This is a genomic window from Enterococcus sp. 2G9_DIV0600 (genome assembly GCF_002140615.1).
Taxonomy (GTDB): domain Bacteria; phylum Bacillota; class Bacilli; order Lactobacillales; family Enterococcaceae; genus Enterococcus_D; species Enterococcus_D innesii.
Genome location: NZ_NGLL01000001.1, coordinates 2,213,022 through 2,236,967, shown reverse-complemented (window position 1 = coordinate 2,236,967; position 23,946 = coordinate 2,213,022). Strand labels below are relative to the sequence as shown.

The 23,946-nt window shown below is 40.8% G+C and carries 25 protein-coding genes; 22 read left to right on the top strand and 3 right to left on the bottom strand.

Annotation, left to right across the window (positions count from 1 at the left end; all coding sequences use genetic code 11):
* Positions 1-18 precede the first annotated feature (18 nt).
* On the top strand, positions 19-963 hold the full coding sequence (locus A5870_RS10640; RefSeq protein ID WP_170924078.1) for a glycosyltransferase family 2 protein: 945 nt from the start codon (positions 19-21) through the stop codon (positions 961-963).
* A 64-nt stretch (positions 964-1,027) separates the two neighbouring features.
* On the opposite strand, the gene A5870_RS10635 is transcribed toward A5870_RS10640, so the two are convergent.
* Entirely contained in the window at positions 1,028-2,023 is a 996-nt protein-coding gene (locus A5870_RS10635; RefSeq protein WP_086293418.1) for a phosphoglycerate dehydrogenase, read from the bottom strand.
* A gap of 26 nt (positions 2,024-2,049) precedes the next feature.
* Positions 2,050-2,859 carry a DUF1189 domain-containing protein gene (locus tag A5870_RS10630; RefSeq protein ID WP_077452571.1) on the bottom strand — a complete coding sequence of 270 codons (810 nt, stop codon included), beginning with the start codon at positions 2,857-2,859 and terminating at the stop codon, positions 2,050-2,052.
* A gap of 132 nt (positions 2,860-2,991) precedes the next feature.
* On the opposite strand from A5870_RS10630, the gene A5870_RS10625 reads away from it, so the two are divergent.
* The 14 genes from A5870_RS10625 to A5870_RS10560 all read left to right on the top strand — a co-directional run bounded on the left by A5870_RS10625 (position 2,992) and on the right by A5870_RS10560 (position 17,571).
* Positions 2,992-3,435: a GtrA family protein gene (locus A5870_RS10625; protein ID WP_034878673.1), complete on the top strand. Its 444-nt coding sequence runs from the start codon at positions 2,992-2,994 to the stop codon at positions 3,433-3,435.
* A gap of 76 nt (positions 3,436-3,511) precedes the next feature.
* Positions 3,512-4,117: a superoxide dismutase gene (locus A5870_RS10620; protein ID WP_081119170.1), complete on the top strand. Its 606-nt coding sequence runs from the start codon at positions 3,512-3,514 to the stop codon at positions 4,115-4,117.
* Positions 4,118-4,261: 144 nt separating this feature from the next.
* A complete protein-coding gene (locus A5870_RS10615; protein ID WP_005229578.1) occupies positions 4,262-4,462 on the top strand; it encodes a cold-shock protein in 201 nt (66 codons plus the stop codon).
* Between the two features lie 109 nt (positions 4,463-4,571).
* Entirely contained in the window at positions 4,572-4,973 is a 402-nt protein-coding gene (gene tagD, locus A5870_RS10610; protein WP_086292789.1) for a glycerol-3-phosphate cytidylyltransferase, read from the top strand.
* Between the two features lie 168 nt (positions 4,974-5,141).
* On the top strand, positions 5,142-6,197 hold the full coding sequence (locus tag A5870_RS10605; protein ID WP_086292787.1) for an ABC transporter ATP-binding protein: 1,056 nt from the start codon (positions 5,142-5,144) through the stop codon (positions 6,195-6,197).
* Between the two features lie 45 nt (positions 6,198-6,242).
* The gene (locus A5870_RS10600) at positions 6,243-7,052 is read left to right on the top strand and encodes an ABC transporter permease (RefSeq protein ID WP_086292785.1); all 810 of its coding nucleotides are present in this window, start codon (positions 6,243-6,245) and stop codon (positions 7,050-7,052) included.
* Between the two features lie 186 nt (positions 7,053-7,238).
* On the top strand, positions 7,239-8,267 hold the full coding sequence (locus tag A5870_RS10595) for an LCP family glycopolymer transferase (protein WP_081119167.1): 1,029 nt from the start codon (positions 7,239-7,241) through the stop codon (positions 8,265-8,267).
* A gap of 311 nt (positions 8,268-8,578) precedes the next feature.
* The gene (locus A5870_RS10590; RefSeq protein WP_086292783.1) at positions 8,579-10,699 is read left to right on the top strand and encodes a peptidoglycan D,D-transpeptidase FtsI family protein; all 2,121 of its coding nucleotides are present in this window, start codon (positions 8,579-8,581) and stop codon (positions 10,697-10,699) included.
* Positions 10,700-10,889: 190 nt separating this feature from the next.
* Entirely contained in the window at positions 10,890-11,171 is a 282-nt protein-coding gene (locus A5870_RS10585; protein WP_008379625.1) for a hypothetical protein, read from the top strand.
* 3 nt (positions 11,172-11,174) lie between these two features.
* On the top strand, positions 11,175-13,211 hold the full coding sequence (locus A5870_RS10580; protein ID WP_081119165.1) for a cation:proton antiporter: 2,037 nt from the start codon (positions 11,175-11,177) through the stop codon (positions 13,209-13,211).
* Between the two features lie 203 nt (positions 13,212-13,414).
* Positions 13,415-15,322 carry an ABC-F family ATP-binding cassette domain-containing protein gene (locus A5870_RS10575; protein WP_086292781.1) on the top strand — a complete coding sequence of 636 codons (1,908 nt, stop codon included), beginning with the start codon at positions 13,415-13,417 and terminating at the stop codon, positions 15,320-15,322.
* 17 nt (positions 15,323-15,339) lie between these two features.
* Positions 15,340-16,287 carry a thymidylate synthase gene (locus tag A5870_RS10570; protein ID WP_086292779.1) on the top strand — a complete coding sequence of 316 codons (948 nt, stop codon included), beginning with the start codon at positions 15,340-15,342 and terminating at the stop codon, positions 16,285-16,287.
* Positions 16,288-16,330: 43 nt separating this feature from the next.
* Complete coding sequence (locus A5870_RS10565; RefSeq protein ID WP_086292777.1) at positions 16,331-17,077, top strand: hypothetical protein; 747 nt, start codon at positions 16,331-16,333, stop codon at positions 17,075-17,077.
* Positions 17,078-17,082: 5 nt separating this feature from the next.
* Positions 17,083-17,571, top strand: a complete 489-nt coding sequence (locus A5870_RS10560) for a dihydrofolate reductase (RefSeq protein WP_086292775.1) — start codon at positions 17,083-17,085, stop codon at positions 17,569-17,571.
* Positions 17,572-17,632: 61 nt separating this feature from the next.
* Here A5870_RS10560 and trhA read toward each other — a convergent pair whose 3' ends face one another.
* Positions 17,633-18,286, bottom strand: a complete 654-nt coding sequence (trhA, locus tag A5870_RS10555; protein WP_086292773.1) for a PAQR family membrane homeostasis protein TrhA — start codon at positions 18,284-18,286, stop codon at positions 17,633-17,635.
* A 126-nt stretch (positions 18,287-18,412) separates the two neighbouring features.
* Here trhA and A5870_RS10550 point away from each other — a divergent pair, with 126 nt between their 5' ends.
* The 7 genes from A5870_RS10550 to lepB all read left to right on the top strand — a co-directional run bounded on the left by A5870_RS10550 (position 18,413) and on the right by lepB (position 23,921).
* Positions 18,413-19,255, top strand: a complete 843-nt coding sequence (locus A5870_RS10550) for a DegV family protein (protein WP_170924079.1) — start codon at positions 18,413-18,415, stop codon at positions 19,253-19,255.
* A gap of 210 nt (positions 19,256-19,465) precedes the next feature.
* Positions 19,466-20,452 (top strand): SGNH/GDSL hydrolase family protein, encoded by a 987-nt coding sequence (locus A5870_RS10545; protein ID WP_086292769.1) that lies wholly within the window; start codon positions 19,466-19,468, stop codon positions 20,450-20,452.
* Positions 20,449-21,099, top strand: coding sequence for a YpmS family protein (locus tag A5870_RS10540; protein ID WP_077452560.1), 651 nt, complete (start codon positions 20,449-20,451; stop codon positions 21,097-21,099). The genes A5870_RS10545 and A5870_RS10540 overlap by 4 nt, the downstream gene beginning before the upstream one ends.
* On the top strand, positions 21,099-21,620 hold the full coding sequence (gene msrA, locus A5870_RS10535) for a peptide-methionine (S)-S-oxide reductase MsrA (RefSeq protein WP_086292767.1): 522 nt from the start codon (positions 21,099-21,101) through the stop codon (positions 21,618-21,620). The genes A5870_RS10540 and msrA overlap by 1 nt, the downstream gene beginning before the upstream one ends.
* Positions 21,613-21,834, top strand: a complete 222-nt coding sequence (locus tag A5870_RS10530) for a YozE family protein (protein ID WP_086292765.1) — start codon at positions 21,613-21,615, stop codon at positions 21,832-21,834. Before msrA ends, A5870_RS10530 begins: the two co-directional genes overlap by 8 nt.
* A 75-nt stretch (positions 21,835-21,909) precedes the next feature.
* The gene (locus A5870_RS10525; protein WP_081119155.1) at positions 21,910-23,340 is read left to right on the top strand and encodes a S41 family peptidase; all 1,431 of its coding nucleotides are present in this window, start codon (positions 21,910-21,912) and stop codon (positions 23,338-23,340) included.
* Between the two features lie 32 nt (positions 23,341-23,372).
* On the top strand, positions 23,373-23,921 hold the full coding sequence (lepB, locus tag A5870_RS10520) for a signal peptidase I (protein ID WP_086292763.1): 549 nt from the start codon (positions 23,373-23,375) through the stop codon (positions 23,919-23,921).
* Positions 23,922-23,946 lie beyond the last annotated feature (25 nt).

Genomic DNA, 23,946 nt, shown 5'->3' with positions numbered 1-23,946 from the left:
CTCTAGGAGATGAAACCGATGTTATCAATTGTTGTACCTTGTTTTAATGAAGAGGCGAGCTTGCCGATATTCTTTGAGGAAACAGAAAAAGTGAAGAGACAATTAAATATGCCCTTTGAATATATTTTTGTCAATGATGGCTCTTCAGATCAAACACTACCTGTTTTAAGAGAGTTATATCGTGACCACCCCGAAAGTGTTCGCTATTTATCTTTTTCGAGAAACTTTGGCAAAGAAGCTGCACTTTATGCAGGCTTACAAGCGGCGAAAGGCGATTTTGTCACTGTGATGGACGCAGATCTACAAGACCCGCCGACATTACTGCCAGAAATGTTTGCGATGCTGGAAGCAAAACCAGAGCTTGATTGTGTGGGGACTAGACGGGCGGATCGCAAAGGAGAACCGAAGATCCGTAGTTTTTTCTCAGATGCTTTTTATAATATTATCAACAAAATTGCCGATACCGAAATGGTAAATGGTGCCCGAGATTTTCGCTTGATGCGCCGTAATATGGTAGATGCCGTTTTACAGCTGTCAGAATACAATCGCTTTTCAAAAGGGATCTTCAGTTGGGTCGGCTTTGATACAGAATACATCGCCTATGAGAACCGGGAACGAGTCGCTGGTGAGACTTCGTGGTCATTTTGGAAACTATTTCAATATTCGATCGACGGGATTGTCAACTTTTCGGATACCCCTCTGAACATTGCTTCGTTTATTGGGGCGCTTTCTTGCTTGGGCTCTCTGATTGCTTTGGTATTTATTGTGATCAGAACCTTTATCTTTGGTGATCCAACAACTGGTTGGCCATCGATGGTTAGCATTTTCTTATTTGTGGGCGGCTTGCAATTGCTTTGTTTGGGAATCATCGGGAAATATATTGGGAAAATTTTCTTAGAAACCAAAAATAGACCCTTATATTTCTTGAAAGAAACTGAAAAAGACCAAGAAAAACAACGATAAATTAAAAGTGTACAATCTGAAGGTTTCGCCTCCAACTGTACACTTTTTTTGCGGAAAGAATTTGTTAGTAGCCTTTATCCAAGTTTATCTCATTTTTTTCAAGTTCTTGTTTCGCCAAAAATTGTTGGAGATTCGCTAAGAAAATGTCCATAAATGCCTTTTGAAAATGGGGCGTATGCCCTGAGATATGGGGGGTTATCAAAAGGTTCTCGATGAGCCATAACGGATCATTCTCGGGCAATGGCTCTTCTTCAAAAACATCCAGTGCGGCAAATGCCAGCTGCTTTTTTTCTAGGGCTTTTGCTAATGCAGTGGTATCCACACTAGGCCCGCGGCCGACATTATAAAAGGAAGCACTAGGTTTCATTTGGGCAAAAAAAGCTGCATCATACAAGTGAGTGGTTTCTTCCGTCAGAGGAAGGATGTTGATGACGCAATCGGCGGTTTTTGCGCAAGCGTGTAAGTCAGATAACGCAAACGTTTTATCAAAACCCGCCACCTCATGCCCGCTAGTATTGATACCAATGGGACTTACACCAAAAAAGGTCAATGCTTGAGCTAACTTTTGACCAATTTGTCCCGTACCAACGATCAAAATTTCTTGATCCGACAATTTTGTATAGGGAATCGTATTCGGTGACCATTGCTGTTTTCTTTGTTGTTGGATTGCTTGGAAAATCCCGCGGTTTTCCATAAATAGTAGAGCCAATAGATGGTCTGTAATCGATTCAGCATGGATGCCGCTACCATTAGATAAGCGAATGCCGTATTTCGCAAACTCTTTTAAGGGTAAGGTGTCTACGCCAGCTGAAATTGCTTGGACCCATTTCAAATTTGTTTTCTCCTTTAGTAGGTAGTCCTTCCATTCGGGCTTCCAACCGATGGTAATTTCTACTTGTGACCAATCAATTGCTTGGTCCTTTCTGTACACAAGAAATTGATAGTCTTTTTCGATTTGTTTCACGTATGTGTCGCGAAACTCTCGAGTGGCTAAGATTATTTTTTTCATTGCCAAGCCTCCTTTTAACTTAAGTGTAGCAAAGAATGAGAAAAAAACCATGTTCAAGGAATTGAACATGGCCTAGATTAGGTTTTAAACTGAATTTTTGGAGAATGTTTGACCCCTTGTGTGAATAAGAATAAAGAACCAAACAAAATAAAGGTGGTTGCATCGAAGGAAGGCAATAGTAGTTGTACGATTACACTAATAAGCGTAGGCAATGCAGCACTTACGATCAGAATCTTTAAATTTTCAAAGAAAGTATAGGAGAATCGTTTTAATCTTGTATAGATCGTTGCAATAAAGGTCCCCATCACTAAGGTGATCAGCAAGCTGACAAATGATGGATACAATGCAACAAAAAAGACAATGAGTTTGATTAGCCAGGGGATCGCTTGATTTGATAGCGCTTCTCGAATCGCCTGACCGTTAAGATTGCGCAGCGCAGGCTCACTGTAATCAAATTCTAATTGATTAGAATCTAACATTGACGTCGATAAGCCAGAAGAGGGGATACGGATGACCAGCTGATCTTTTAACAAGGCAACAGCGATGACAGAGCCAGTGACATCAGATGCAATATCTGCTGGCGTACGGTTGCCATCTGGATCGAAAGTAAAGATGATCGAATCGGTTTGATAAATGAAACCTTGCGTACCCGGCGCTGTAGCAAGCTTGCCATTTTCGATCGTAAAATCTGGGATCGATTCTCCAATTTTTTGTCCGTCTGCTTGTACATCGCGAAAGACACCTAATACATTGATGGTCATCGGTACCGCGATAAGCACGGAGGCGCTTAATAGAAAAACGATTACTTTGGAAAATTCTGCTTTTTTGACAAATTTTAAATCAGGTATTCGGAAAAAAGCAATTTTAAATAGTTGGACGATAGTCATTTGCTGATGAACTCCTTTGTGGTATAACTAGAGTAATTGTAACGAAGGGTTCTTTGAATTACAAGGAATTCACAAAAAAAGAACCAATAATCGAATGAATGAATAAATAAAGAAATGAAAGTAGGCAAAAGAATGCAAAAGTACAACGAATACAAGCAGTTCTTGCAGCAAAAAAAGTTGTGGGAGCCGATTACGTATTTATTTTTTGGTGGATTAACGACTGTAGTCAACATTGTCGTCTACCTCGTTTTTCGTGAAGGATTTGGTTTTTATTACCAGACAGCGAATGTGATTTCCTGGATTGCTTCTGTTTTGTTCGCCTACTTTACAAATAAGTTATGGGTCTTTGAAGCAAAAACCGAGACAAAGCAAGAGTCATGGGCGGCATTTGGGAAGTTCATTTTCTTTCGCGTCTTATCATTAGGCTTAGATATGCTTTGTATGTATCTATTTATTTCAATTTTGGCAACCGGCGATCTAGTTGCCAAGCTGGTCACCCAAGTTGTTGTTGTTTTGGCAAACTATGTGTTTAGTAAATTTTTGATTTTCAATACGAAAAAAAGTGAGAAAAAGTAAGCATATTTTTTGAACAAAGTCTGATAGTCTGATAATGTTACTTATGTAAACATTATCATTGAGGAGGAATTTTTTTATGACTTACACATTACCAGATTTACCTTACGCATACGATGCATTAGAACCATACATTGATGAAGAAACGATGCATTTGCATCATGATAAACACCATAATACTTATGTAACAAACTTAAACGCAGCGATTGAAAAACATCCTGAATTAGGTGAAAAAACAGTTGAAGAATTATTAGCTGACTTTTCTTCTGTGCCAGAAGATATTCAAACAGCGGTTCGTAACAATGGTGGCGGCCATGCTAACCATACGTTCTTCTGGGAAATCTTAGGCCCAAATGCTGGTGGCGAACCTACTGGAGCCATCAAAGAGGCAATTGACGCAGCTTTCGGCAGCTTTGAAGACTTTAAAGAAGAATTCAAAACTGCAGCAACCGGACGTTTTGGTTCAGGTTGGGCATGGTTAGTCGTGAAAGATGGCAAATTAGCAATCACATCAACAGCGAATCAAGATTCACCATTGATGGATGGCCAAACGCCTGTTTTAGGTTTAGATGTTTGGGAACATGCGTATTACTTGAAATACAAAAATGTTCGTCCAGATTACATCAATGCTTTCTGGAGTGTTGTTAATTGGGACAAAGTAAACGAATATTTCGCAAAAGCTTAAACAATTTACTAGAAAGAAGCCTGCTAAAAGGCTTCTTTTTTTGTGGATAGAAAGAATCGTTTTGATATTGCTAACGCTTACATAATCAGCTATAATAAAGGCGACGGAATCGTCGGATTATAATTATTGGAGGCTTTACACACTATGGAACATGGGAAAGTAAAATGGTTCAACAACGAAAAAGGGTTTGGTTTTATTACAGTTGACGGTGGCGATGATGTATTTGTTCACTTTTCTGCCATTCAAGGAGACGGTTTTAAATCACTTGAAGAAGGTCAAGAAGTTGAATTTACGATCGTTGAAGGTGCCCGCGGACCGCAAGCAGCGGAAGTGACCAAAGTCTAAATCTGAACGGAAAAGCTGAGTAAGCCCTCAGCTTTTTTAATTTGCTATTTCTCGCCATATTTGGTATCTTCAATACATTAGTAAGATTAAGAAGCGAAGAGGGATAAGAATGAAACGAGTAATCACTTACGGAACATTTGATCTATTGCATTATGGACATATCAATCTTTTGCGTCGTGCAAAAGAGCAAGGCGATTATTTGATCGTGGCACTATCAACGGATGAATTTAATTGGAACGAAAAACAAAAAAAATGCTACTTTTCATATGAGAAAAGAAAGCAATTATTAGAAGCGATTCGATATGTGGATCTAGTGATCCCTGAAGAAGGCTGGACACAAAAAGTTTCCGATGTCAAAGAATATCATGTGGATACCTTTGTTATGGGAGACGATTGGGCTGGCAAATTTGATTTTATTCAAGAAGAAACCGATGCTGAAGTGATCTATCTAGCACGGACTCCGGAAATATCAACTACTCAAATCAAAAAAGATTTGAAACTTACCAATTAAAAGGACTATTATAAAAAAGCATCTTTTATAGATGTTTTTTTTGTTGAACGCAACTTCAAGAAATTAAGATTTTATTACTAGTTTTTCATTGATTATTTGTTCAGAACACAAAATGTGGTATGATGTTTTGTGAGTTGACTCGATCAATTAGAAATTCTATGAGAATGGATGAAGAAAGTGGAAAAAGAAATCAAAGTCCGTGCAACTTTAGTGACGAAAGAATACGACTTATATAAAAAGAAAGCGGATAAAGTAAAAGCGCTATTCAAGTTCTATCATCGCAATGTTCCTCGATTTTGGGCCTTAAAAGGGGTCAGCTTCGATGTGAAAGCCGGCGAATCAGTTGGGATCATTGGAATCAATGGTTCTGGGAAATCAACTTTATCCAACGTGATCAGTGGCATTATCCCACCGACATCTGGTACGATGGAAGTAAATGGTGACACCTCGATTATCGCGATCGGTGCGGGGTTAAAATATCAACTGACTGGATTAGAAAACATTCGACTTAAAGCCCTGATGTCTGGAATGACTAATAAAGAAATTGATGAAAAGATGCCTGAAATCGTGGCCTTTGCTGATTTAGGTGACTTTATCAACCAACCCGTTAAAAGCTATTCCAGTGGGATGAAATCACGGTTGGGCTTTGCTATTGCGGTTCATAATGATCCAGATATTTTAGTCATTGATGAAGCTTTGTCTGTCGGAGACGAAACGTTTTATCAAAAATGTGTGGATAAAATTATGGAATTTAAAGCAGCTGGAAAAACCATCTTTTTTGTCAGTCATGCTTTAGGACAGGTAGAAAAGCTTTGCGACCGGACGATTTGGATGCACTATGGTGATTTACGGATGTTTGGTCCTACTGAAGAAGTAATGGCTGAATATCGCAAATTCATTGATTGGTTCAAAAAGCAGCCAAAGAAAGAGCAAAAAGCCTATCAAGACAATTATAAAGAAGACCAGAAAGCCTTTAATTTGGAGAAATTAGCAGAAAAAAGCCGTGAAGATCACTTCTTGCAACAACAAAATCTTTCGGACCAAATGATTCAAATAAACTTGAAACGTACGCCTTTAGGGGAAAAAATGAGCTGGCCAACTAAAGGGATCCTAGGTTTGGTAGTCGCCGCAACGATATTTTGTTCGCTGGTTTCTTTTAGTGGGCGTTCGATTACTTACGCAATTAAGAATCCTGTTGAGACGATCAGTCAAGTTTTCAAATAAAGAAGATGTTTCTTTGTTTAGTTCATATAGAAAAGGAAGAAGTTTGTGAAAGAGATTGCTGCAGTCATAAAAGAACAATTTAAGCATGCGGGAATTATATTCCGGATGTCTCGCTATGAGGATAAGGCTACTTATCAGAGCCATTATTTGGGATTAGCTTGGCAAATATTAAATCCTGCGATTCAAATCGGTATTTATTATTTGGTTTTCGGATTAGGAGTGAACGGGAATAGGAAAGTTGATGGCGTTCCTTTTATTATCTGGATGCTGATTGGGATCACTGCTTGGTTTTATATTAATGCATCTGTACTAGGCGCTTCTAATAGTATTCACCGACAAGTTGGAATGGTAGCAAAGATGAAGTTTCCAGTCAGTATTTTACCATCGATCAATATTATAAGTAATTTGTCATCCTACATTCCTATGGTGGCAATCGTGGTAGGTTCGTTATTTATAGCAGGTGTAACACCAAGTATCTATTGGTTACAATTTATTTATTACTTTCTTGCGATGGTCATATTCCTATTTGCTTTTGGTCTATTGAATGCGACCATAACAGTACTGATACGTGACTATCATATTTTTCTACAGTCTGTTTTGAGATTATTATTTTATGTTTCTGGTCCGATTTGGGATATTAATAACCGAAACATGCCTGTTTGGTTGATCAAGATTCTTCGCTTGAACCCTTTTTATTATCTAATCGAAGGATTTCGTGATACTTTTCTTTCCCGTGCATGGGTTTGGGAAAAAACGACTTATACACTTATCTTCTGGTGTCTAACTTTGATGCTTCTTATTTTAGGAAGCCATCTGCATATGAAGTTTCGTGCTCGTTTTGTGGATTATATTTAAAAAAGTGACTATTTGCGGTGCACTCTCTAACTTAGAGGGTGCACTTTATTTATGTTTTATTTTTGTTTATTTCAAAGAAGTTACGGAAGCATTAAATATGAAGTTGATTCATGATAGCGATTGCTGAAAGATGCGTTTTGTGGGAAAATTTATTTGATGAGTGAATTTTTATTGGTGAGGTGTAAGATGCGGAGATATCAAAAGGTAATTTTAGGTATTTTAGTCGTGTTAGTAGTTGGAATCATTGGAGTAACGATCTACGGGATGCAGGTTTATCGAGAGACAAATGCCACGTTTAATCAAATCTCTCACGCTGTTGATCGGAAAACAGACAAACGAGAGGAAGCGATCAGCATTGAAGATCGAGATCCGTTTTCCATTTTGCTGATGGGAATCGACACTGGGGCATTAGGTCGAACCGAGCAAGGTCGCTCGGATAGTATGATGGTGGTGACGGTCAATCCTGAAAAAAAACAGTCAACGATCATTAGCCTTGATCGTGATATTTACACACAAATCGTTGGTTACAATACGATCGATAAGCTGAATCATGCCTATGCTTTCGGTGGGGAGGCTATGGCCATGGACTCTGTTGAAAATCTCTTGGACATTCCTATCGATCACTATGTGACGATCAATATGCAAGGGATGCGGGATCTGATCGATGCAGTTGGAGGTATCGAGGTGACAAATGCTATCGATTTTACTTTAGAAGGTGTTCATGTCCCTGAAGGGCGAATCACCTTAGATGGGAAAACAGGTTTGGCTTATGCAAGGATGCGCAAACAAGATCCGGAAGGGGATATCGGTCGCCAAAGACGGCAAAGAGAAGTGGTTACGAAAATTCTTCAAAAAGTTATGAGTCTGGATGGCATCAGTAATTACCAAAAGATTCTCAAAGCGGTTGAAAAGAATTCGAAGACGGATCTTACGTGGAATGATATGATGGACATCGGTACCAATTATATTCCTGCTTTTACGACCATCAAACAAGAGCAACTCCAAGGAGAAGGGCAACTGATTGGTGGAGTGTATTATCAGTTATTGGGGACGAATCAGTTGTTGCATACGCAAAATTTGTTAAAGGAGCAGTTGCAGCTTCCGACGAACGAGGGTTTGACCCAAGGCGATGAATATACTAACGGATCGCCTAATTATCAGTTATACGACGACAGTTTGACCTTCTCAGAAGAAAATTCAACAACTGGGGAGTAGCTAGTATCTTTAGAAGCCTAAAAAAGCAGGGTGACCGAAAGTCCTCCTGCTTTTAGTTTTCCACAAAAGTACCAGGGGGAATCTTGTTTCACGAGATCATCAAATGAAAAAACATAAGAAAGCTTAAAAAAACAATTTTTTCATGAAAGAATGAAAATGAAACAATCAAACTGTGAAACATTTACTCGGAATGACGCCAATTTTTATAGTTTTTTCTAAGGATTAATGGATATTTTTTGTTTTTTCTGTTTCGAATCGAATTTTTTGGTAAAATAGGACAGTAGTCATTATAGATTGGAAGGATAGATGAGATGAAGAATTTGAAAGATAAAGTTGTCCAAGGGATACGTAAGGGGCCAGAAGAACCAAAGGCTAAATCGTATCGCAAATCTCATGTTCCATTTCGATTGAACTTTTTGTTTTTTATTATTTTTGCTTTGTTTGTATCTTTGATCGTTCAATTAGGCTATCTACAGATCGTCAATGGCGACAATATTGAGCAGCAGTTGAAAGCTTCATCTGTAGTGGAAGTCAAAGGAAGCGCCCCACGGGGAATGATCTATGACGCTTCTGGAAAAGCGCTGGTGGAAAATCAAGCCAATGCGGCAATCACATTTACCCGCGGAAACAAAATGACCGCTCAAGATCTGTTAGAAACGGCCAAAAAATTGAGCGAGTTGATCGAAGTTCCTGTGGACAAAAACTTGTCTGATCGAGATCTTAAGGATTTTTGGCTGGCAGATGAAGACAATCTTGAAGCAGCAACTGACCGATTGAGTGATGAAGAGCGTTCTTTAGGTACTTCTGAACAATATGCGGCAACCGTTGATAAAGTGACAGAAGATGAAATCAATTTTTCTGATGCAGAATTAGAAGCAGCCACGATTTTTAAGCGGATGAATAGCGCCCAATCTTTGAGTACGGTCTTTATTAAGACGTCGGATGTGTCTGACCGTGAATTAGCTATTGTTGCTGAAAACATGGTCGATTTACCGGGAATCTCCACCGGTACCGATTGGACACGAAAGATCGTTGAAGGAAGTTCTCTGGCTAGTTTGATCGGAACGGTGACTAGTGAAGAACAAGGAATTCCTGAAGAAGTTCTAGACGAATTTTTAGAAAAAGGCTATGCTCGTAATGACCGTGTTGGACGTAGCTATTTAGAGCAGCAGTATGAAGAAGTCTTACAAGGTACAAAATCCATTTCTGAGATCTCCCTTGATAACAATAATAATATTGAAAGTCAAAAAGAAACCTTTGCTGGAGCAAAAGGGGATAACCTTGTTCTAACATTGGATGCTGAGTTTCAGGCGAAAGTTGACAAAATTTTGCAAGACAATTTCCAAAAACTGATTGATTCTGGGGCAGCTGAATATTCTCCAGGGGTATACGCAGTGGCGTTAAATCCAAAAACCGGCGGCGTTTTGTCAATGTCTGGTTATCATCATGACACAGGTTCAAATGAATTGCAGGAAAATGCCATTGGTACCTTCATTAATTCCTTTGTACCAGGGTCCGTTGTCAAAGCCGGGACTTTGGCTGCCGGCTGGGAAAATGGGGTCTTAAACGGCAATGAAGTGTTATTGGATCAACCAATCAGAATTGGCTCCGATGTCAAAGCCTCAATTTTCAACCCAACTGGGGCAAATAATCGTAACCTTTCTGCGGAGCAGGCGTTGGAAGTTTCTTCTAACTCCTATATGATGCAAGTCGCTTTACGTTTGATGGGCATCAATTATCAGTCAGGTATTTCGATTCCAACAGTGGATCGTCAAGGGGATGTCTATGAAAAACTACGTTCGTCTTTTGCCTCTTTTGGTATGGGAACTGAAACTGGGATCGATTTACCGGGAGAAGCGACTGGTATCAGCACATCGATCGATAACATGGACCCGGTCAGTGATGGTGGGAAGATCCTTGACTTGGCTTTTGGTCAGTTTGATACCTATACGACGTTGCAACTGGCACAATATGCAGCAACTGTTGCTAATGGTGGCAAAAGATTGCAGCCTCATATCGTCGACGGTATTTACGGCAATGATGAAACTGGCGGTCTTGGCTCACTGATTGAAGAGATCGAACCAACGGTATTGAACGAAGTTGGTTTAACAGATGCTCAAATGCAAATTGTTCAAAATGGATTTTATGATGCAGTTCATGGAACGGATGCTTGGGCAACTGCCAAAGGCTTGGCTTCTGCGAAAATGGAGGTCTCTGCCAAAACAGGTACTGCCGAAACACCAATTGTGGATAGTAATGGCAATACCATCAGCTTAGTTAACCTAAACATCGTTGCCTACGGGCCAAGCAGTGATGCGGATATTGCCATCGCGATCGTAATGCCTCAATTAAAAGGGGACACAGATACCCATCCAAATATTCAAATCGCCAAAGAAATCATGGATGCTTACTACGACTTATATATGAAATAAGCATAAAAAATCGCAGTGAAGACTGCGGTTTTTTTGTTTTATAAGAAAACTGATAGAAAACCAACATTTAGTGAGAAAGACTTGCTATTTTTGAATGATTGGCTTAGAATACTAGCGGTCAAGAGATAATTTTGATTTGCACGTTAAATAAAAAGATAAACTGATGATAAAAGGGGTAAAAAACGTAATTATGAACAAGGAATGTTTAAGTAAGCAAGAACTAATGAAGCAGTTGGGACAATTTACACCAGCTGAAAAAAAGGAGATTCGGGATTATTTGCAACGGAAAAATCCATTGCTTTTCCGAAAATTTGAACGAATGAAACACGATTTATATCGCTTGGAATCACGGCGTGTCCAATGTGAGATTGAAAATAACGAAAAGGAGTTAGGTCTTCTAAACGATAAGATCCTTTTGAAAAAAGAAGATTTTCTTGAGCTGTTATTAGCAATTCGAAAGAAAAGAGGGTAATGGATGGAATTTATTGAACTCGTCATTATCATTGCAATTCTTGTCACATTATCAAATGTGGCGAGCAAAATATTGCCCTCGGTACCGATCTTTTTTATTCAAATTATTTTAGGAATTTTATTAGGTCTTACAGAGATGGGCCAAGAGATCGCCTTTGAGCCAGAAATGTTCTTAGTAATGATCATTGGTCCATTGCTATTTCGTGAAGGGGAGCGGGCAGACGTTCCGGAAATCTTAAAAAACAGCAAGATCGTGCTATTTTTGGCTTTTGGTGGCGTTTTAATGACGCTGTTTGCGGTCGGCGGAACCCTCCATTGGTTGATGCCGACGATACCTCTGGCTGCTTGCTTCGCTTTTGGGGCTGCTTTAGGACCAACTGATGCGGTGGCAGTCTCCTCATTAGCAAAGCGTTTGAAAATTTCCAAAAATATTATGCATATTCTGGAAGGCGAGGGCTTACTGAATGATGCTTCGGGGGTTACCGCATTACAGTTTGCTATCGTAGCTTTGACCACCGGGAGTTTTTCAGCAGCCAACGCAGGTTTCCAACTCCTTTTCTCTAGTATCGGCGGCGGGCTTATCGGTTACTTGATTGTGTGGCTGAAACGCCGGATTTTACGTTTTATTGAAAAAATCTCGGCACAAGATGTCACAGTATACTTATTGATTGAACTACTCTTGCCATTTGCTGCCTATTTGCTGGCAGAAATGATCGGAGTCTCAGGGATTATCGCAGCCGTTGTGGCTGGGGTTGCCCAAGCCCAAAGAAAACGGCGAATCTCGTTGTTTGATGCAGAGTTGGCGAACATTTCGGAAAGCACGTGGTCGACCATAGTCTTTACATTGAACGCATTAGTGTTTCTCTTTCTAGGGATCGAGTTGTCACAAGTCTTCTCACCGATCTGGGAAAGCAAAAACTATGCAAACTGGCATCTAGTTATCACGATTTTAGTCGTCACAGCGGTGATTTTCCTCGTTCGTTTTCTCTTTTTACTATTTTATTATTGGTTCTTACAGTCAAAAAAACAAGTATCCATGAATCAAGTCGCCTTGTTGACCTTTGGTGGCGTCAAGGGAACAGTCAGTTTGGCAGCCATCTTTATTTTACCGGTGATGGTGCATGAGACACCGTTTCAGGAACGGAGCTTGCTCTTGTTTTTGACCGCCTGTGTGATTTTGCTGACATTGATCATCAGCGTGATGGTCTTGCCTTATTTGGCAGATGGTGAAGCTGCCGAAAGTGTCGACTTCAATCACTTGCTGATCTTAGAAGACGTCATCGAACAATTGGAAGCAGAAGAAAAACAAGAGCTTTCTGATAAAGGTCGCTTAGCGATTGATGCTGTCATCAATTCCTATGAAAATCGCCGTTGGGAATTGTATCGCAATAGTTTGACAGATTCAGAAAAACAAGAAATCCAAGAAATTCAAGGGTTGATCTTGTCGATCGAACAAGATGGCTTGGATGAAGCCTATCGAAATGGGAAAGTCAGTCTAAATGGCTATCGTTTTTATTCACGGTTTATTTCTCAGCAACAGCATTCCCTCGCAAAACAAATTCTCTCATTCTTTAGTTTTTGGCTCTTCTTTATTCAGCGCTTTATTCGTGTATTGATCCATCCTCGTTTGTTTTTACAGCGACGGCAGCAACTGAAAGATGCCTTGAAACAACGAGACATTTCTGAAGTACAAAAAATCTACTTAAAAAACAGCGAATACATTTTTCACAGTTTGAGCAATTTAGAAGATGTCTATGATTCCTCGCTGATCAATTTCTTTATTCGTCAACGAGAAATGAGCATCAAACGGTTTGAACATAGCAATTTCATTGAAACGATCATGATCGAGCAAGAGCCGATTTTTGTCAAGAAAGTCCTTTGGGGCTATTATCTCGAGCGCAAGACGATCGATGAATATGAAGTGGCTGAAAAAATATCGACGATTTCTGCGAATGAATATCGACGCAATGTCAATCTGTTAGAATCGTATGCGATGTCTCGAGCAGAAGAACAGCCGAAACAGCGAATGTTCCGCCGATAATATGTCTCAAAAGGTGCATGAAGTGATGCTCGTTTTATGGAGTGTCTTCGTCAGGTTATTCCCCGTAGGTGATCAACATGGATCATCCAAGGGAATAAACTGACGAAGGCATTCTTTTTTTACAAAAATTGATTTTTTTCTCTCATCGTCTCCGTTGATGAAATGTGGTACAATGAGCGAAGAAAAAACTCAGGAGGGATTCTGTGAAAGAATTAAAAGTAAGTGAATTAACCAAAACTTACGGTGAAAAAACACTGTTTGATCAGCTTTCTTTTCTGATACATGAAAAAGATCGGATCGGTTTGATCGGTGTCAATGGCACGGGGAAATCAAGTTTGTTACGGATCTTAGCCGGTTTGGATCGCGGAGATGGCGATCGCCAAACGGTATTTGCCGCCCAAGATTATCGCATCGGTTTCTTGGCTCAAGACAATCAGTTACAAGAAGAATTATCTGTTGTAGATGCTGTTTTTCAAGGCACCAGTCCGCTGATTCGCGTTGTTCGTGACTATGAAAAAGCGCTGATTGCTTTAGAAAATAATGGTATGGATCAACAAACGCAACGGAATTATCAGTTGGCAGAAGAAGCGATGAATAAGGCCGATGCTTGGAATACAGATACAACTGCCAAGATTATTTTACAAAAGCTTGGGATCAGGGAGTTAGAGAAAAAGGTCAGTGAGTTATCTGGAGGTCAAAAGAAACGAGTGGCTATGGCTCAAGTATTGATCGATGAACCAGACCTGTTGTTATTGGATGAACCGACTAACCACTTAGATTATGATGCGATCCAATGGTTGGAAGGCTATTTAAAGAATTATCGGGGTGCGTTACTGATGGTGACCCACGATCGCTACTTTTTGGATCGAGTCGTTAATCGGATTTTCGAATTATCCTTTGGCAAGTTGCATGAATATCAAGGCAATTACGAGACGTATCTTCATGCTCGAGCAGAACGAGAACGTGTGGAGGAGACGCAAGAAGACAAGCGCAAGCAGTTGTACAAACATGAGTTGGCTTGGATTCGTACTGGAGCAAAAGCCCGTACAACGAAACAACAGGCCCGGATCGATCGTTTCGATGATTTAAAAGAAAACCTACATCAAGTAAAACGGAACGGCGAAGTGGCCATTGATGTTGCTACGACACGCTTAGGTAAACAGGTCCTAGAACTAAAAGATGCGAGTTTCCAGATTGAAAATAAAACGATTTTGTCTCACTTTGATTTGTTGATTCAATCAAGAGAACGCTTAGGGATCACAGGAGAAAACGGTGCGGGTAAATCAACGTTGCTCAATATTTTAGCTGGTCGCCTGCCTTTAGAAGAAGGGGAGCGTACGATGGGCGTGACGGTGAAAATGGCTTATTATACGCAAACGATTGAAGCGATGAACCCTGATCAGCGAATGATTGCTTATTTGCAAGAAGCAGCGGAGGAAGTGCAAAAAGTGGACGGCTCCCAAGTCAGTGTCGCAGAAATGCTGGAACAGTTTTTGTTTCCGCGATCCATGCATGGCACCAAGATCGGCAAGCTGTCTGGCGGGGAAAAACGACGACTATTTTTACTCAAGCTATTGATTGGACAGCCAAATGTTCTCTTGTTAGATGAACCGACCAACGATTTGGATATTGATACCTTGACGATTTTGGAAAATTATTTGGAAACATTTCCAGGTGCAGTCATCACTGTTTCCCATGACCGTTACTTTTTAGATAAAGTTGCCCAAAAATTGCTGATCTTCGAAGGAGACGGCCGGATTAAGTCCTACTTTGGTTCCATTAATGAGTACCTAGCAGCCAATACCAATAAAGCTAGTTCGAGTGTACTAGAGCCAAAAGAAACAAAAACCGATTCCCTTTCTGCTGAAAGTGAGGAGACTGCTGCAGCGCCTATCAAAAAGAAACTGAGTTATATGGAACAAAAAGAGTGGGCGACGATTGAGGATGTTATTGCGGCATTAGAAGAAAAAGCAGCCGCTTTAACTGAAGAAATGAATCATCAAGGTGCGGACTTTACGAAGCTCCAAAAATTACAGCAAGAAATCAGCGAGGTTGAAACGCAACTGGCAGAAAAAATGGATCGTTGGGAATATTTGAGCGAATTTGTCTAGAGTAAAGGAGAAAAACGATGGAACAAGCATATTTAGAGCTAGGAAAAAAGATTTTAACAGAAGGCAATGATAAAAGCGACCGTACAGGAACGGGAACGCGCAGTGTCTTTGGTCACCAAATGCGTTTTGACCTGTCCCAAGGCTTTCCATTGTTGACAACCAAGAGAGTTCCTTTTGGTTTGATCAAAAGTGAATTATTATGGTTTCTAAAAGGAGATACCAACATTCGTTATCTGCTAGAGCATAATAACCACATTTGGGATGAATGGGCGTTTGAACGCTATATTAAAAGTGATGCCTATACAGGTCCTGATATGACAGACTTTGGTCGCCGTTCATTGGTGGATGAAGCTTTCAATGAACAGTACCAACATGAGTTGAAACAGTTTTGTGAAAAAATCTTAGCCGATGATGCTTTCGCTGAAACTTTCGGCGATTTGGGTCATGTTTACGGGTACCAATGGCGGCATTGGGAAAAAAGTACGGGTGGGTTTATCGATCAAATCAAAGAAGTGATCGACATGATCAAAACAACGCCAGACTCTCGTCGCTTGATCGTCTCTGCTTGGAATCCAGAAGATGTACCGACGATGGCGTTGCCGCCTTGTCACACAATGTTTCAATTTTATGTTCATAATGGGCGCTTAAGCTGTCAGTTGTATCAACGCAGTGCCGATGTCTTTTTAGGTGTTCCCTTCAATATTGCTAGTTATGCGCTATTGACGCACCTGATTGCTCATGAAACTGGACTAGAAGTTGGAGATTTTGTCCATACATTAGGCGATGCTCATCTTTATAGCAATCATATGGAACAAATGAAAGAACAATTGACTCGAACAGTACGTCCTGCGCCAACCTTACAGCTAAATCCTGAAAAACAATCAATCTTCGATTTTGAAATGAAAGATATTACGCTGGTTGGGTATGATCCGCATCCAACGATCAAAGCGCCGATTGCAGTTTAAGTGGTTGTTTGGTTTCATTTCATAAAGAAAGGAATGAGGCGTAATGGAAAATACCCACAAACGAGGCTTTGCGGCGACCTTTCATCAGAGACATGCTGGATCGATTCATACAGTGCTCATTGAGCAAGTCATTGATTTCTTGGATCAGCACTATGATGCAGTTTGGCTATCCGTATCCGAAGAAACGGTGCCGGAGCTAAAAGAAGCCATTCGGTCAAATCAGCAGTGCACTGCCATTTTTATACCAGCAAAAGGAGCGGCAGATGCCCGCAGAAGGCTTGTTTTTGCTGCACAGCACAACCTACCAATGCTGGATTCATTGCATATTTGTGATTTTGATCGCGTAGTGACGTGGATAGAGACGTACCCAGAAGAACTTGTGGCAATAAGCAAACAGCCATTACCGGAGAATACGTATTGTATCCTAGGACGAACTGCAAGGGCATTTGCGAGTCATCCGCAAACATGGCAAAGAACGGAGTGCTTGATCAACGAGATCGCCGCCGACTTTTTTCAAATAGAAGAAATTGATGTCGCAGCTGGCAGTGCTCTCTTTCCGATCTCCCTGATACCGACCTTGCTGAAAAACAACAACGCGCGTTTAAACGATGGAGAATGGCCAAGAAATGTCCAAAGAAGTGGCGGAACAATTACCTACCAAGCCTGTGATGGCTTGCGCTTTGATGAGCGCAACAAAGATCCATTTGAGCATGAATCGGCTTTTCAGCTGATGCAGCGACTGCAAGTCGCTGCGGATATTTCTGAATCATTTTATACAGAAGGGATGTAATATTTATGTTGATCGCACTTTGGGCACAAGATCAAAAGGGGTTGATCGGAGCGGATGGCACACTGCCGTGGCATTTGCCGAATGATTTGAAATTTTTTAAAGAGCAAACCATCAATAATACGATCATTATGGGGCGCAAAACCTTTGAAGGCATGGGAAAAAGATTGTTGCCACAACGGACGACGATCGTTTTGACAAGTGATCGAGATTATCAAGCCAACGGTGCCTTGGTGATGCATGACCGTGAGGAAATTTTGACGTATGTGAAGCAGCAAGAGCATCCTGTTTTTTTAACTGGTGGAGCGGGTGTTTTTGAAGCGATGATTGACGATTGCGATCAATTGTACCGTACAGTGATCGATGCGGAGTTTAACGGAGATGTGTATTTCCCAGAGATTGATTGGACGCAATGGAAACTTGATCATATGGTCGATGGGATCATCGATGAAAAAAACCATTATCCTCATCGATTCGAGTTTTATCATAAAAAATAAAAGATCAGGGACCTTTCTCTAATGAAGGTTCCCTGATCTTTTATTTAATCGCACTTACTGTTTAGGTATAAAACAAGACAGAGAAGTACATTAGTCCAGCACCTAACATAACGAATAAGTGCCAAACCACATGCATGAATCGAACGGATTTTAAACTATAGAATAGCGCACCCACAGTATAAGAAACACCACCGCTTGCTAGTAAAAATGTTCCCCAATAGCCTAAATGTTCGATCAGGGGTTTAAAGGCGACGACACATAGCCAGCCCATGATGATGTAGATCAGGGTGGAAATTTTAGAGACGGTCTCTTTTTTATGAAGAGTCAGTGACTTATAAACGATGCCGCTAATTGCGAGTAGCCAAATCAAGACGAAGAGTGACCAGCCAAGCCAGCCTTGGATACTAAGCAAACAAAAAGGAGTATAGCTTCCGGCGATCAGCAAGAAAATGGAGGCATGATCAAAGACTTGGAAGACCTTTTTTGCTTTGGTAAAAATCAAACTGTGAAATAAGGTAGAAAAGAGGAAGAGCAAAATCATCATTGACCCATATATGGCATAGGAAACGATGTGGATAGGTGACCCTAGATTTGCCCCCTTGATTAAGAGAATGACCAGTCCTGCGATACTCAGTCCTAATCCGATCCCGTGGGTTACTGCATTTAATACTTCATTGACGATCAAATATCTGCGACTAAACTTCATGTGCTGCATTCGGCACCGTCCTTTCGAATCGAAATTAGATGAAAAAAAATTTTCTCTCTGTTATACTTAGTATAAATGGTCTGTGGTTATTTTACCATGAAAAAAGACTTGATTTAAAGAGAGAGTGAATATATGATGGCAAATCTTAAAATTGTGACAGATTCTTCCAGTACAATGGAACCAAGTGTCCGTGATGCTTTGGCTATCCATGTTGTGCCTTTATCTGTAATGATTGATGGTGTCGTTTATCCAGATGATGAAACGCTACCGGGAGAAAAATTTATGCAAATGATGGCGCAAGCCAAAGAATTACCTAAAACTAGCCAGCCGCCGATCGGTCATTTTGTAGAATTATATGATGAATTAGGCAAAGATGGCAGTGAAATTTTATCGATCCATATGACCAAAGGCCTGAGCGGAACCGTGGAAGCGGCTCGTCAAGCCAGTCATTTATCAAAAGCCAAAGTCACGGTGATCGATAGCGACACAACAGATCAAGCGCTGGCTTTTCAAGTGATTCGGGCAGCTGAATTGGCTAAAGCCGGTAAGACACTAGAAGAAGTGTTACCTGAAGTGGATTTGGTGCGTGAACATACGAAATTATTTATCGGCGTTTCAACGTTAGAAAACTTAGTAAAAGGCGGTCGTATCAGTCGTGCCAAAGGTCTTTTATCGAGTTTGCTGAACATGAAAGTAATCATGGATTTTGATCATTCAGAACTGATTCCAGTCGTCAAAGGACGCGGTGTCAAGACGTTTAATAAATGGTTTGAGGAATTAAAAGTAGAATTGAAGAATATGCCTAAAGTGACGAAAATTGGTATTTCTCATGCTGAAGGATTAGAAATCATGGAACGTTTCCAAAAAGAACTAGCAGAACTGTTTCCTGACTTGGAGATCCCATTGCTTCACACAACACCGATCATCGCCACTCACACTGGCAAAGGTGCTTTTGCGATTACTTACAGTACGGAATAAAAAGGATGTTTCTTTCAGCGATTCGTTTGACGACGAATCGCTTTTTGGTGTATGAAAAGCTGAAAAGAAGAAAAAGCAGAATGAAGCTGCGATTTTTGCCTACTCAGAGAGTAGGGAGCTGTTTTCTTTCTTAAGTTTGAAGGATTGCGACTAGGAATTTTATGAGAATTTTGTTAAAATAGCAAAGATTACAAAGGAGTTTGAATACCTGTGAAATGGAAAAAAATAGTAACTTATTTACTTGTTGTGGGACTGATAGCCATTGGAACGGGCTTCTTGTTTCATTTTGCTGTTCCCAAAGCGCAACCACTACTGACCCCTGTGGATAAGCTAGCAGCCAATGATTCGAAAAAATCCGCCATTGAATACCTCGCACTTGGGGATTCATTAACGGAAGGGGTTGGTGATGAAACAGCTCGTGGCGGCTTTGTGCCAATTTTAGCGGGGGATTTAGAGGACCGCTATGATTTGAACAATTTGGTAACCAAAAATTATGGGGTCGCTGGTGAAAGAAGTGATCAGATTTTAAAGCGAGTCAAAAATGATGAAGACTTGCGGCAAGACCTCAGTCAAGCGGATTTGATTACCTTGACTGTCGGTGGTAACGATGTGCTAAAAGTGATTCAGAGCAATTTCTTCGGCTTGAGCATTGAGACGTTTACGGAACCGATGGAAGATTACAAAGAACGTTTAAAAGACTTGTTTGCTCAAATTCGCGATTTGAATAGTGATGCACCAATCTATGTCTTGGGCATCTACAATCCATTTTATCTGAATTTCCCAGAAATCACGGATATGCAGACGATCATTGATAACTGGAACCAACAGACGGAGTCCTTCGTCAATCAGCAAGAAAAGGCCTTTTTCATACCTATTAACGATCTGCTTTATAAAGGATTGAGTGATGAAGTCGGGATTGCTGATACCGAAGGAGGGGAATCAGAGGGAACTGCCGAATCATCGGATTCAGAAAGTTTATCTGATTCATCAACGACAGCTTCGGATGAAACGCAAAGTAGTCCTTCAACGACCACTGATTCATCGCAAGCCGTTGGAAATAACATTACAAACAATGTTTTGTATGAAGGCGATCGCTTCCATCCCAATAATCTTGGGTATCAACTGATGGCGAATGCCGTTCGCGATGAAGTGATCAAAACGCAAAACTATTGGTTGCTAGAGGAGGATACAAAATGAAACCAAGCGAATCAACGAAGCAGCCGGAAAAAACAGCTACAACGAATAAAAAAGCGATCAACTACTGGAAAATTGCCTTCCTAGTGTTGGTCGGTATCCTTTTAGGGACAACGGTTTTCTTTGCTTCAAGAATTTTTCAGCAGCGGGAAACCGGCTTAAATGAAAGTGCCGAACTTGTTCAACGGGAGGGCAGTCCTGTTCTGACCGTTAACAGTAACAAAAGCCAAGTCAATCAATTGATTGATTTTTATCTATCTGATTTTCAAAAGGATCAAGAGGTCAAATATAATTTTGAGCTAAGAAATGAAGCACTCTTAACAGGCGAGTTTCAAGTATTAGGATTTCCTATCACCTTCTATCTTTATTTTGATCCTTACGTGACGGAAGAAGGCAATGTCCAATTAAAGGCCAAAAGCTTATCAATCGGCACCTTGGATCTGCCCACCAGTGAAGTGATGAAAATGATCAAACGTAGTTTTAAATTTCCTGAATGGATCGATGTCAATGCCGATGAACAAATTATTTTGATTCGATTGGATCAATTCCGCATGCAAAACGGCTTGTTTATCAAAGCCAACAAAATCAATCTTGTGGATGATGAAATTCAAATGAGTTTATATTTACCAGCTGAAACGGAGGATGAATAATGGAACGAGCAATTTTTGCCGGTGGGTGCTTCTGGTGTATGATCCAACCCTTTGATGAACTAGAGGGCGTGCATTCGATTTTTTCTGGCTATACCGCAGGACATACCGAAAATCCAACCTATGAAGAAGTCAAAAGCCATCAAACCGGGCATACCGAAGCAGTGGAAATCATCTTTGATCCTGAAAAAATCAGTTATGAAGATCTTTTGACGATTTATTGGCAGCAAACAGATCCAACGGATGCTTTTGGGCAATTTGAAGATCGTGGCGACAATTATCGTCCGGCTATCTTCTATTTGAATGAAGAGCAACGACAAAAAGCCGAAGCCAGCAAAGAGGCACTTCAAGCTTCCGGTCGCTTTACCGATCCGATCGTGACCACGATCGAACCAGCCCAACCCTTTTATTTAGCGGAAGAAGAACACCAAGAGTATTACAAAAAGAATCCTGAGAATTTTGCTCGCAATCATGCCCGTAGAGCAGCCTTTTTAGAAAATCATTGGGAGCAAGAACATGCGTAAAAGTTTTTATAGCTATTTAATGGCAGTCAAAGGACCGAGTCATACAGATGAGGCCCAGATCTTTGCTACTCATGCAAGTCATGATATCCAGTTTCCGAAGCACAGCGATGACTATAATGAAGTCTCTTCTTATCTGGAACTAAATGTTGATTATTTGCCATCCATGGATATTTTTGATCGTATTTGGGCAGAGTATCTCGAAAATAACAAATAAAAAACTGTCCTTCGTTTTGTATGGTTGCATAAAATCCACAGAACGAAGCTGTTTTTTCTCAGAGAGGTGTTGTGAATGAAAGGTTTAACGACGAGCCGATATATCGTTTCTCTCGTTTGTGTCGCAATTTTGTCAGGAGGCGGTGTCTATTTATGGCAAACGGCTCAGCAAAATCAGCAGACGACGCAACCGGTGACAGAAACGAGCACAGAAGCCAGCGGGATGGAGAAAATCCAGTCGCTATATGACCAGATCCTCGCGAATTATTACCAAGAAGTCGATGAGGATGCCTTGATAGAAGGCGCCCTACAGGGAATGACTGATGCGCTAGATGATCCTTATACAACGTATTTGAATCAATCAGATGCGGATAACTTAGAACAATCACTTTCTGGCAGTTTTGAAGGGATTGGTGCTACCTTGTCGATCGTGGAAGACTATCCAGAAGTCGCACAAGCCCCGATAAAAAATACGCCTGCTGAAAAAAGCGGCCTGCGAATGAATGACCGAATCGTCAAGGTAGATGGTGAAGATACGCAGGGACAAGAATTATCTGAAGTCGTGGGTAAGATTCGTGGTGAGAAAGGGACGAAAGTCACCTTAACGATTCAACGTGGAGAGGACACTTTTGATGTGGAGATCACTCGGGATGTGATCCCCATCGAAACGGTTCATGGAGAAATCGCTGAAAGTGATGAAACGATCGGTCGTATCGACATTACTTCCTTTGGTGAAAACACGGCAGCTGAGTTGAAAGAAACCATCACCGAACTGCGGGAAGCCGGTGCAAAGTCGTTTGTACTAGATTTAAGACAAAATCCTGGTGGACTGCTAGACCAAGTCCAGATCATGGCGAGTATGTTTTTGGAAAACGGTCAAACGATCGTGAAATTTGCCAATAACCAAGGGGTAATCAGTGAAACCAAAGCGAGTGAAACCTTGGACGAAGGATTCAAAGTCACAGAGCCGGTCGTTGTTATAGTCGATGGAGGCAGTGCCTCCGCATCGGAAATTTTTGCTGCAGCCTTGCAAGAATCAGCGGATATTCCTGTCGTTGGTACGGAAACCTTTGGTAAGGGGACTGTCCAGAATGTGAAGGATCTGGGGGATAACAGTGAATTAAAAATGACGGTCATGAAATGGTTGACCCCGAATGAAAATTGGGTCAATGATCAAGGCGTGATGCCGGATTATGAAGAGGACTATCCAGAATATGCGTATTTCCCGCCATTACCACGGGACCATGCTTTAAAAGCTGGCCAATCGTCAACGGCAGTCAACAATCTAAATCAGTTTCTTAAAGCGTTGGGGTATTCAACCAGTGGTGATACCTTCAATGATGAGACGACCGCAGCTGTGCAGTCCTTCCAAGAAGACCATGATTTAAAGGGAACTGGGGAAGTCGATGCAGACACGGCCCAAGCAATTGAAAAAGAAGTAACGGCGAAACTCAAAGCAGAGGACCCAGCATACTTAAAAGCACTGTCCTTGCTTTCTGAACAATAAACTAAGTGAAAAATTGGAGAGGAGGCAGACGTGTGGAGTCGAAAAAACTTTGGGTTGATCGTTTTTGGCTAGTAGTGAAATATGCGTTGATCGCTTTTGCAACAGCCTTCTTGATTCGGGCATTCTTGTTGATCCCAGTTCCTGTTGAAGGAAATTCGATGGAAGGAACTTTAAAACAAGGAGACATGGTGGTCATTGAGAAGATTTCGCCGATCCAACGTTTTGATGTCGTTGTTTTCCAACTGCCGGATGGTTCGACCTATATCAAGCGGGTGATTGGCTTACCGGGTGAGTCAGTGAAATATGTCAATGATCAGCTTTACATTGATGATGAACCAGTAGATGAAGATTTTCTAGTGAAAAACCGTAGCAATGACCACGAGTCTGCTTCTTATACCAATGATTTTGATTTAGAATCTTTATTAGGCGTTGAGAAATTAGGGAAAGATAGTTACTTTGTCATTGGTGACAATCGACGTGCCTCCAAAGATAGTCGTTCCTTTGGACCAATATCAGGAGAGGCTATTTTAGGCAATGCCCGTTTTGTTTATTATCCATTGACCCATATTCGGTTGATTTAAGCTATGTAATTATACACACAGTCAA

Excerpts from the sequence above, each read along its gene's own strand:
- A5870_RS10640 (WP_170924078.1), top strand. The coding sequence starts at position 19 with ATGTTATCAATTGTTGTACCTTGTTTTAATGAAGAGGCGAGCTTGCCG.
- A5870_RS10635 (WP_086293418.1), bottom strand. The coding sequence starts at position 2,023 with ATGGTTTTTTTCTCATTCTTTGCTACACTTAAGTTAAAAGGAGGCTTG.
- A5870_RS10630 (WP_077452571.1), bottom strand. The coding sequence starts at position 2,859 with ATGACTATCGTCCAACTATTTAAAATTGCTTTTTTCCGAATACCTGAT.
- A5870_RS10625 (WP_034878673.1), top strand. The coding sequence starts at position 2,992 with ATGCAAAAGTACAACGAATACAAGCAGTTCTTGCAGCAAAAAAAGTTG.
- A5870_RS10620 (WP_081119170.1), top strand. The coding sequence starts at position 3,512 with ATGACTTACACATTACCAGATTTACCTTACGCATACGATGCATTAGAA.
- A5870_RS10615 (WP_005229578.1), top strand. The coding sequence starts at position 4,262 with ATGGAACATGGGAAAGTAAAATGGTTCAACAACGAAAAAGGGTTTGGT.
- tagD (WP_086292789.1), top strand. The coding sequence starts at position 4,572 with ATGAAACGAGTAATCACTTACGGAACATTTGATCTATTGCATTATGGA.
- A5870_RS10605 (WP_086292787.1), top strand. The coding sequence starts at position 5,142 with ATGAAGAAAGTGGAAAAAGAAATCAAAGTCCGTGCAACTTTAGTGACG.
- A5870_RS10595 (WP_081119167.1), top strand. The coding sequence starts at position 7,239 with ATGCGGAGATATCAAAAGGTAATTTTAGGTATTTTAGTCGTGTTAGTA.
- A5870_RS10590 (WP_086292783.1), top strand. The coding sequence starts at position 8,579 with ATGAAGAATTTGAAAGATAAAGTTGTCCAAGGGATACGTAAGGGGCCA.
- A5870_RS10585 (WP_008379625.1), top strand. The coding sequence starts at position 10,890 with ATGAACAAGGAATGTTTAAGTAAGCAAGAACTAATGAAGCAGTTGGGA.
- A5870_RS10580 (WP_081119165.1), top strand. The coding sequence starts at position 11,175 with ATGGAATTTATTGAACTCGTCATTATCATTGCAATTCTTGTCACATTA.
- A5870_RS10570 (WP_086292779.1), top strand. The coding sequence starts at position 15,340 with ATGGAACAAGCATATTTAGAGCTAGGAAAAAAGATTTTAACAGAAGGC.
- A5870_RS10565 (WP_086292777.1), top strand. The coding sequence starts at position 16,331 with ATGGAAAATACCCACAAACGAGGCTTTGCGGCGACCTTTCATCAGAGA.
- A5870_RS10560 (WP_086292775.1), top strand. The coding sequence starts at position 17,083 with ATGTTGATCGCACTTTGGGCACAAGATCAAAAGGGGTTGATCGGAGCG.
- trhA (WP_086292773.1), bottom strand. The coding sequence starts at position 18,286 with ATGCAGCACATGAAGTTTAGTCGCAGATATTTGATCGTCAATGAAGTA.
- A5870_RS10550 (WP_170924079.1), top strand. The coding sequence starts at position 18,413 with ATGGCAAATCTTAAAATTGTGACAGATTCTTCCAGTACAATGGAACCA.
- A5870_RS10540 (WP_077452560.1), top strand. The coding sequence starts at position 20,449 with ATGAAACCAAGCGAATCAACGAAGCAGCCGGAAAAAACAGCTACAACG.
- msrA (WP_086292767.1), top strand. The coding sequence starts at position 21,099 with ATGGAACGAGCAATTTTTGCCGGTGGGTGCTTCTGGTGTATGATCCAA.
- A5870_RS10530 (WP_086292765.1), top strand. The coding sequence starts at position 21,613 with ATGCGTAAAAGTTTTTATAGCTATTTAATGGCAGTCAAAGGACCGAGT.
- A5870_RS10525 (WP_081119155.1), top strand. The coding sequence starts at position 21,910 with ATGAAAGGTTTAACGACGAGCCGATATATCGTTTCTCTCGTTTGTGTC.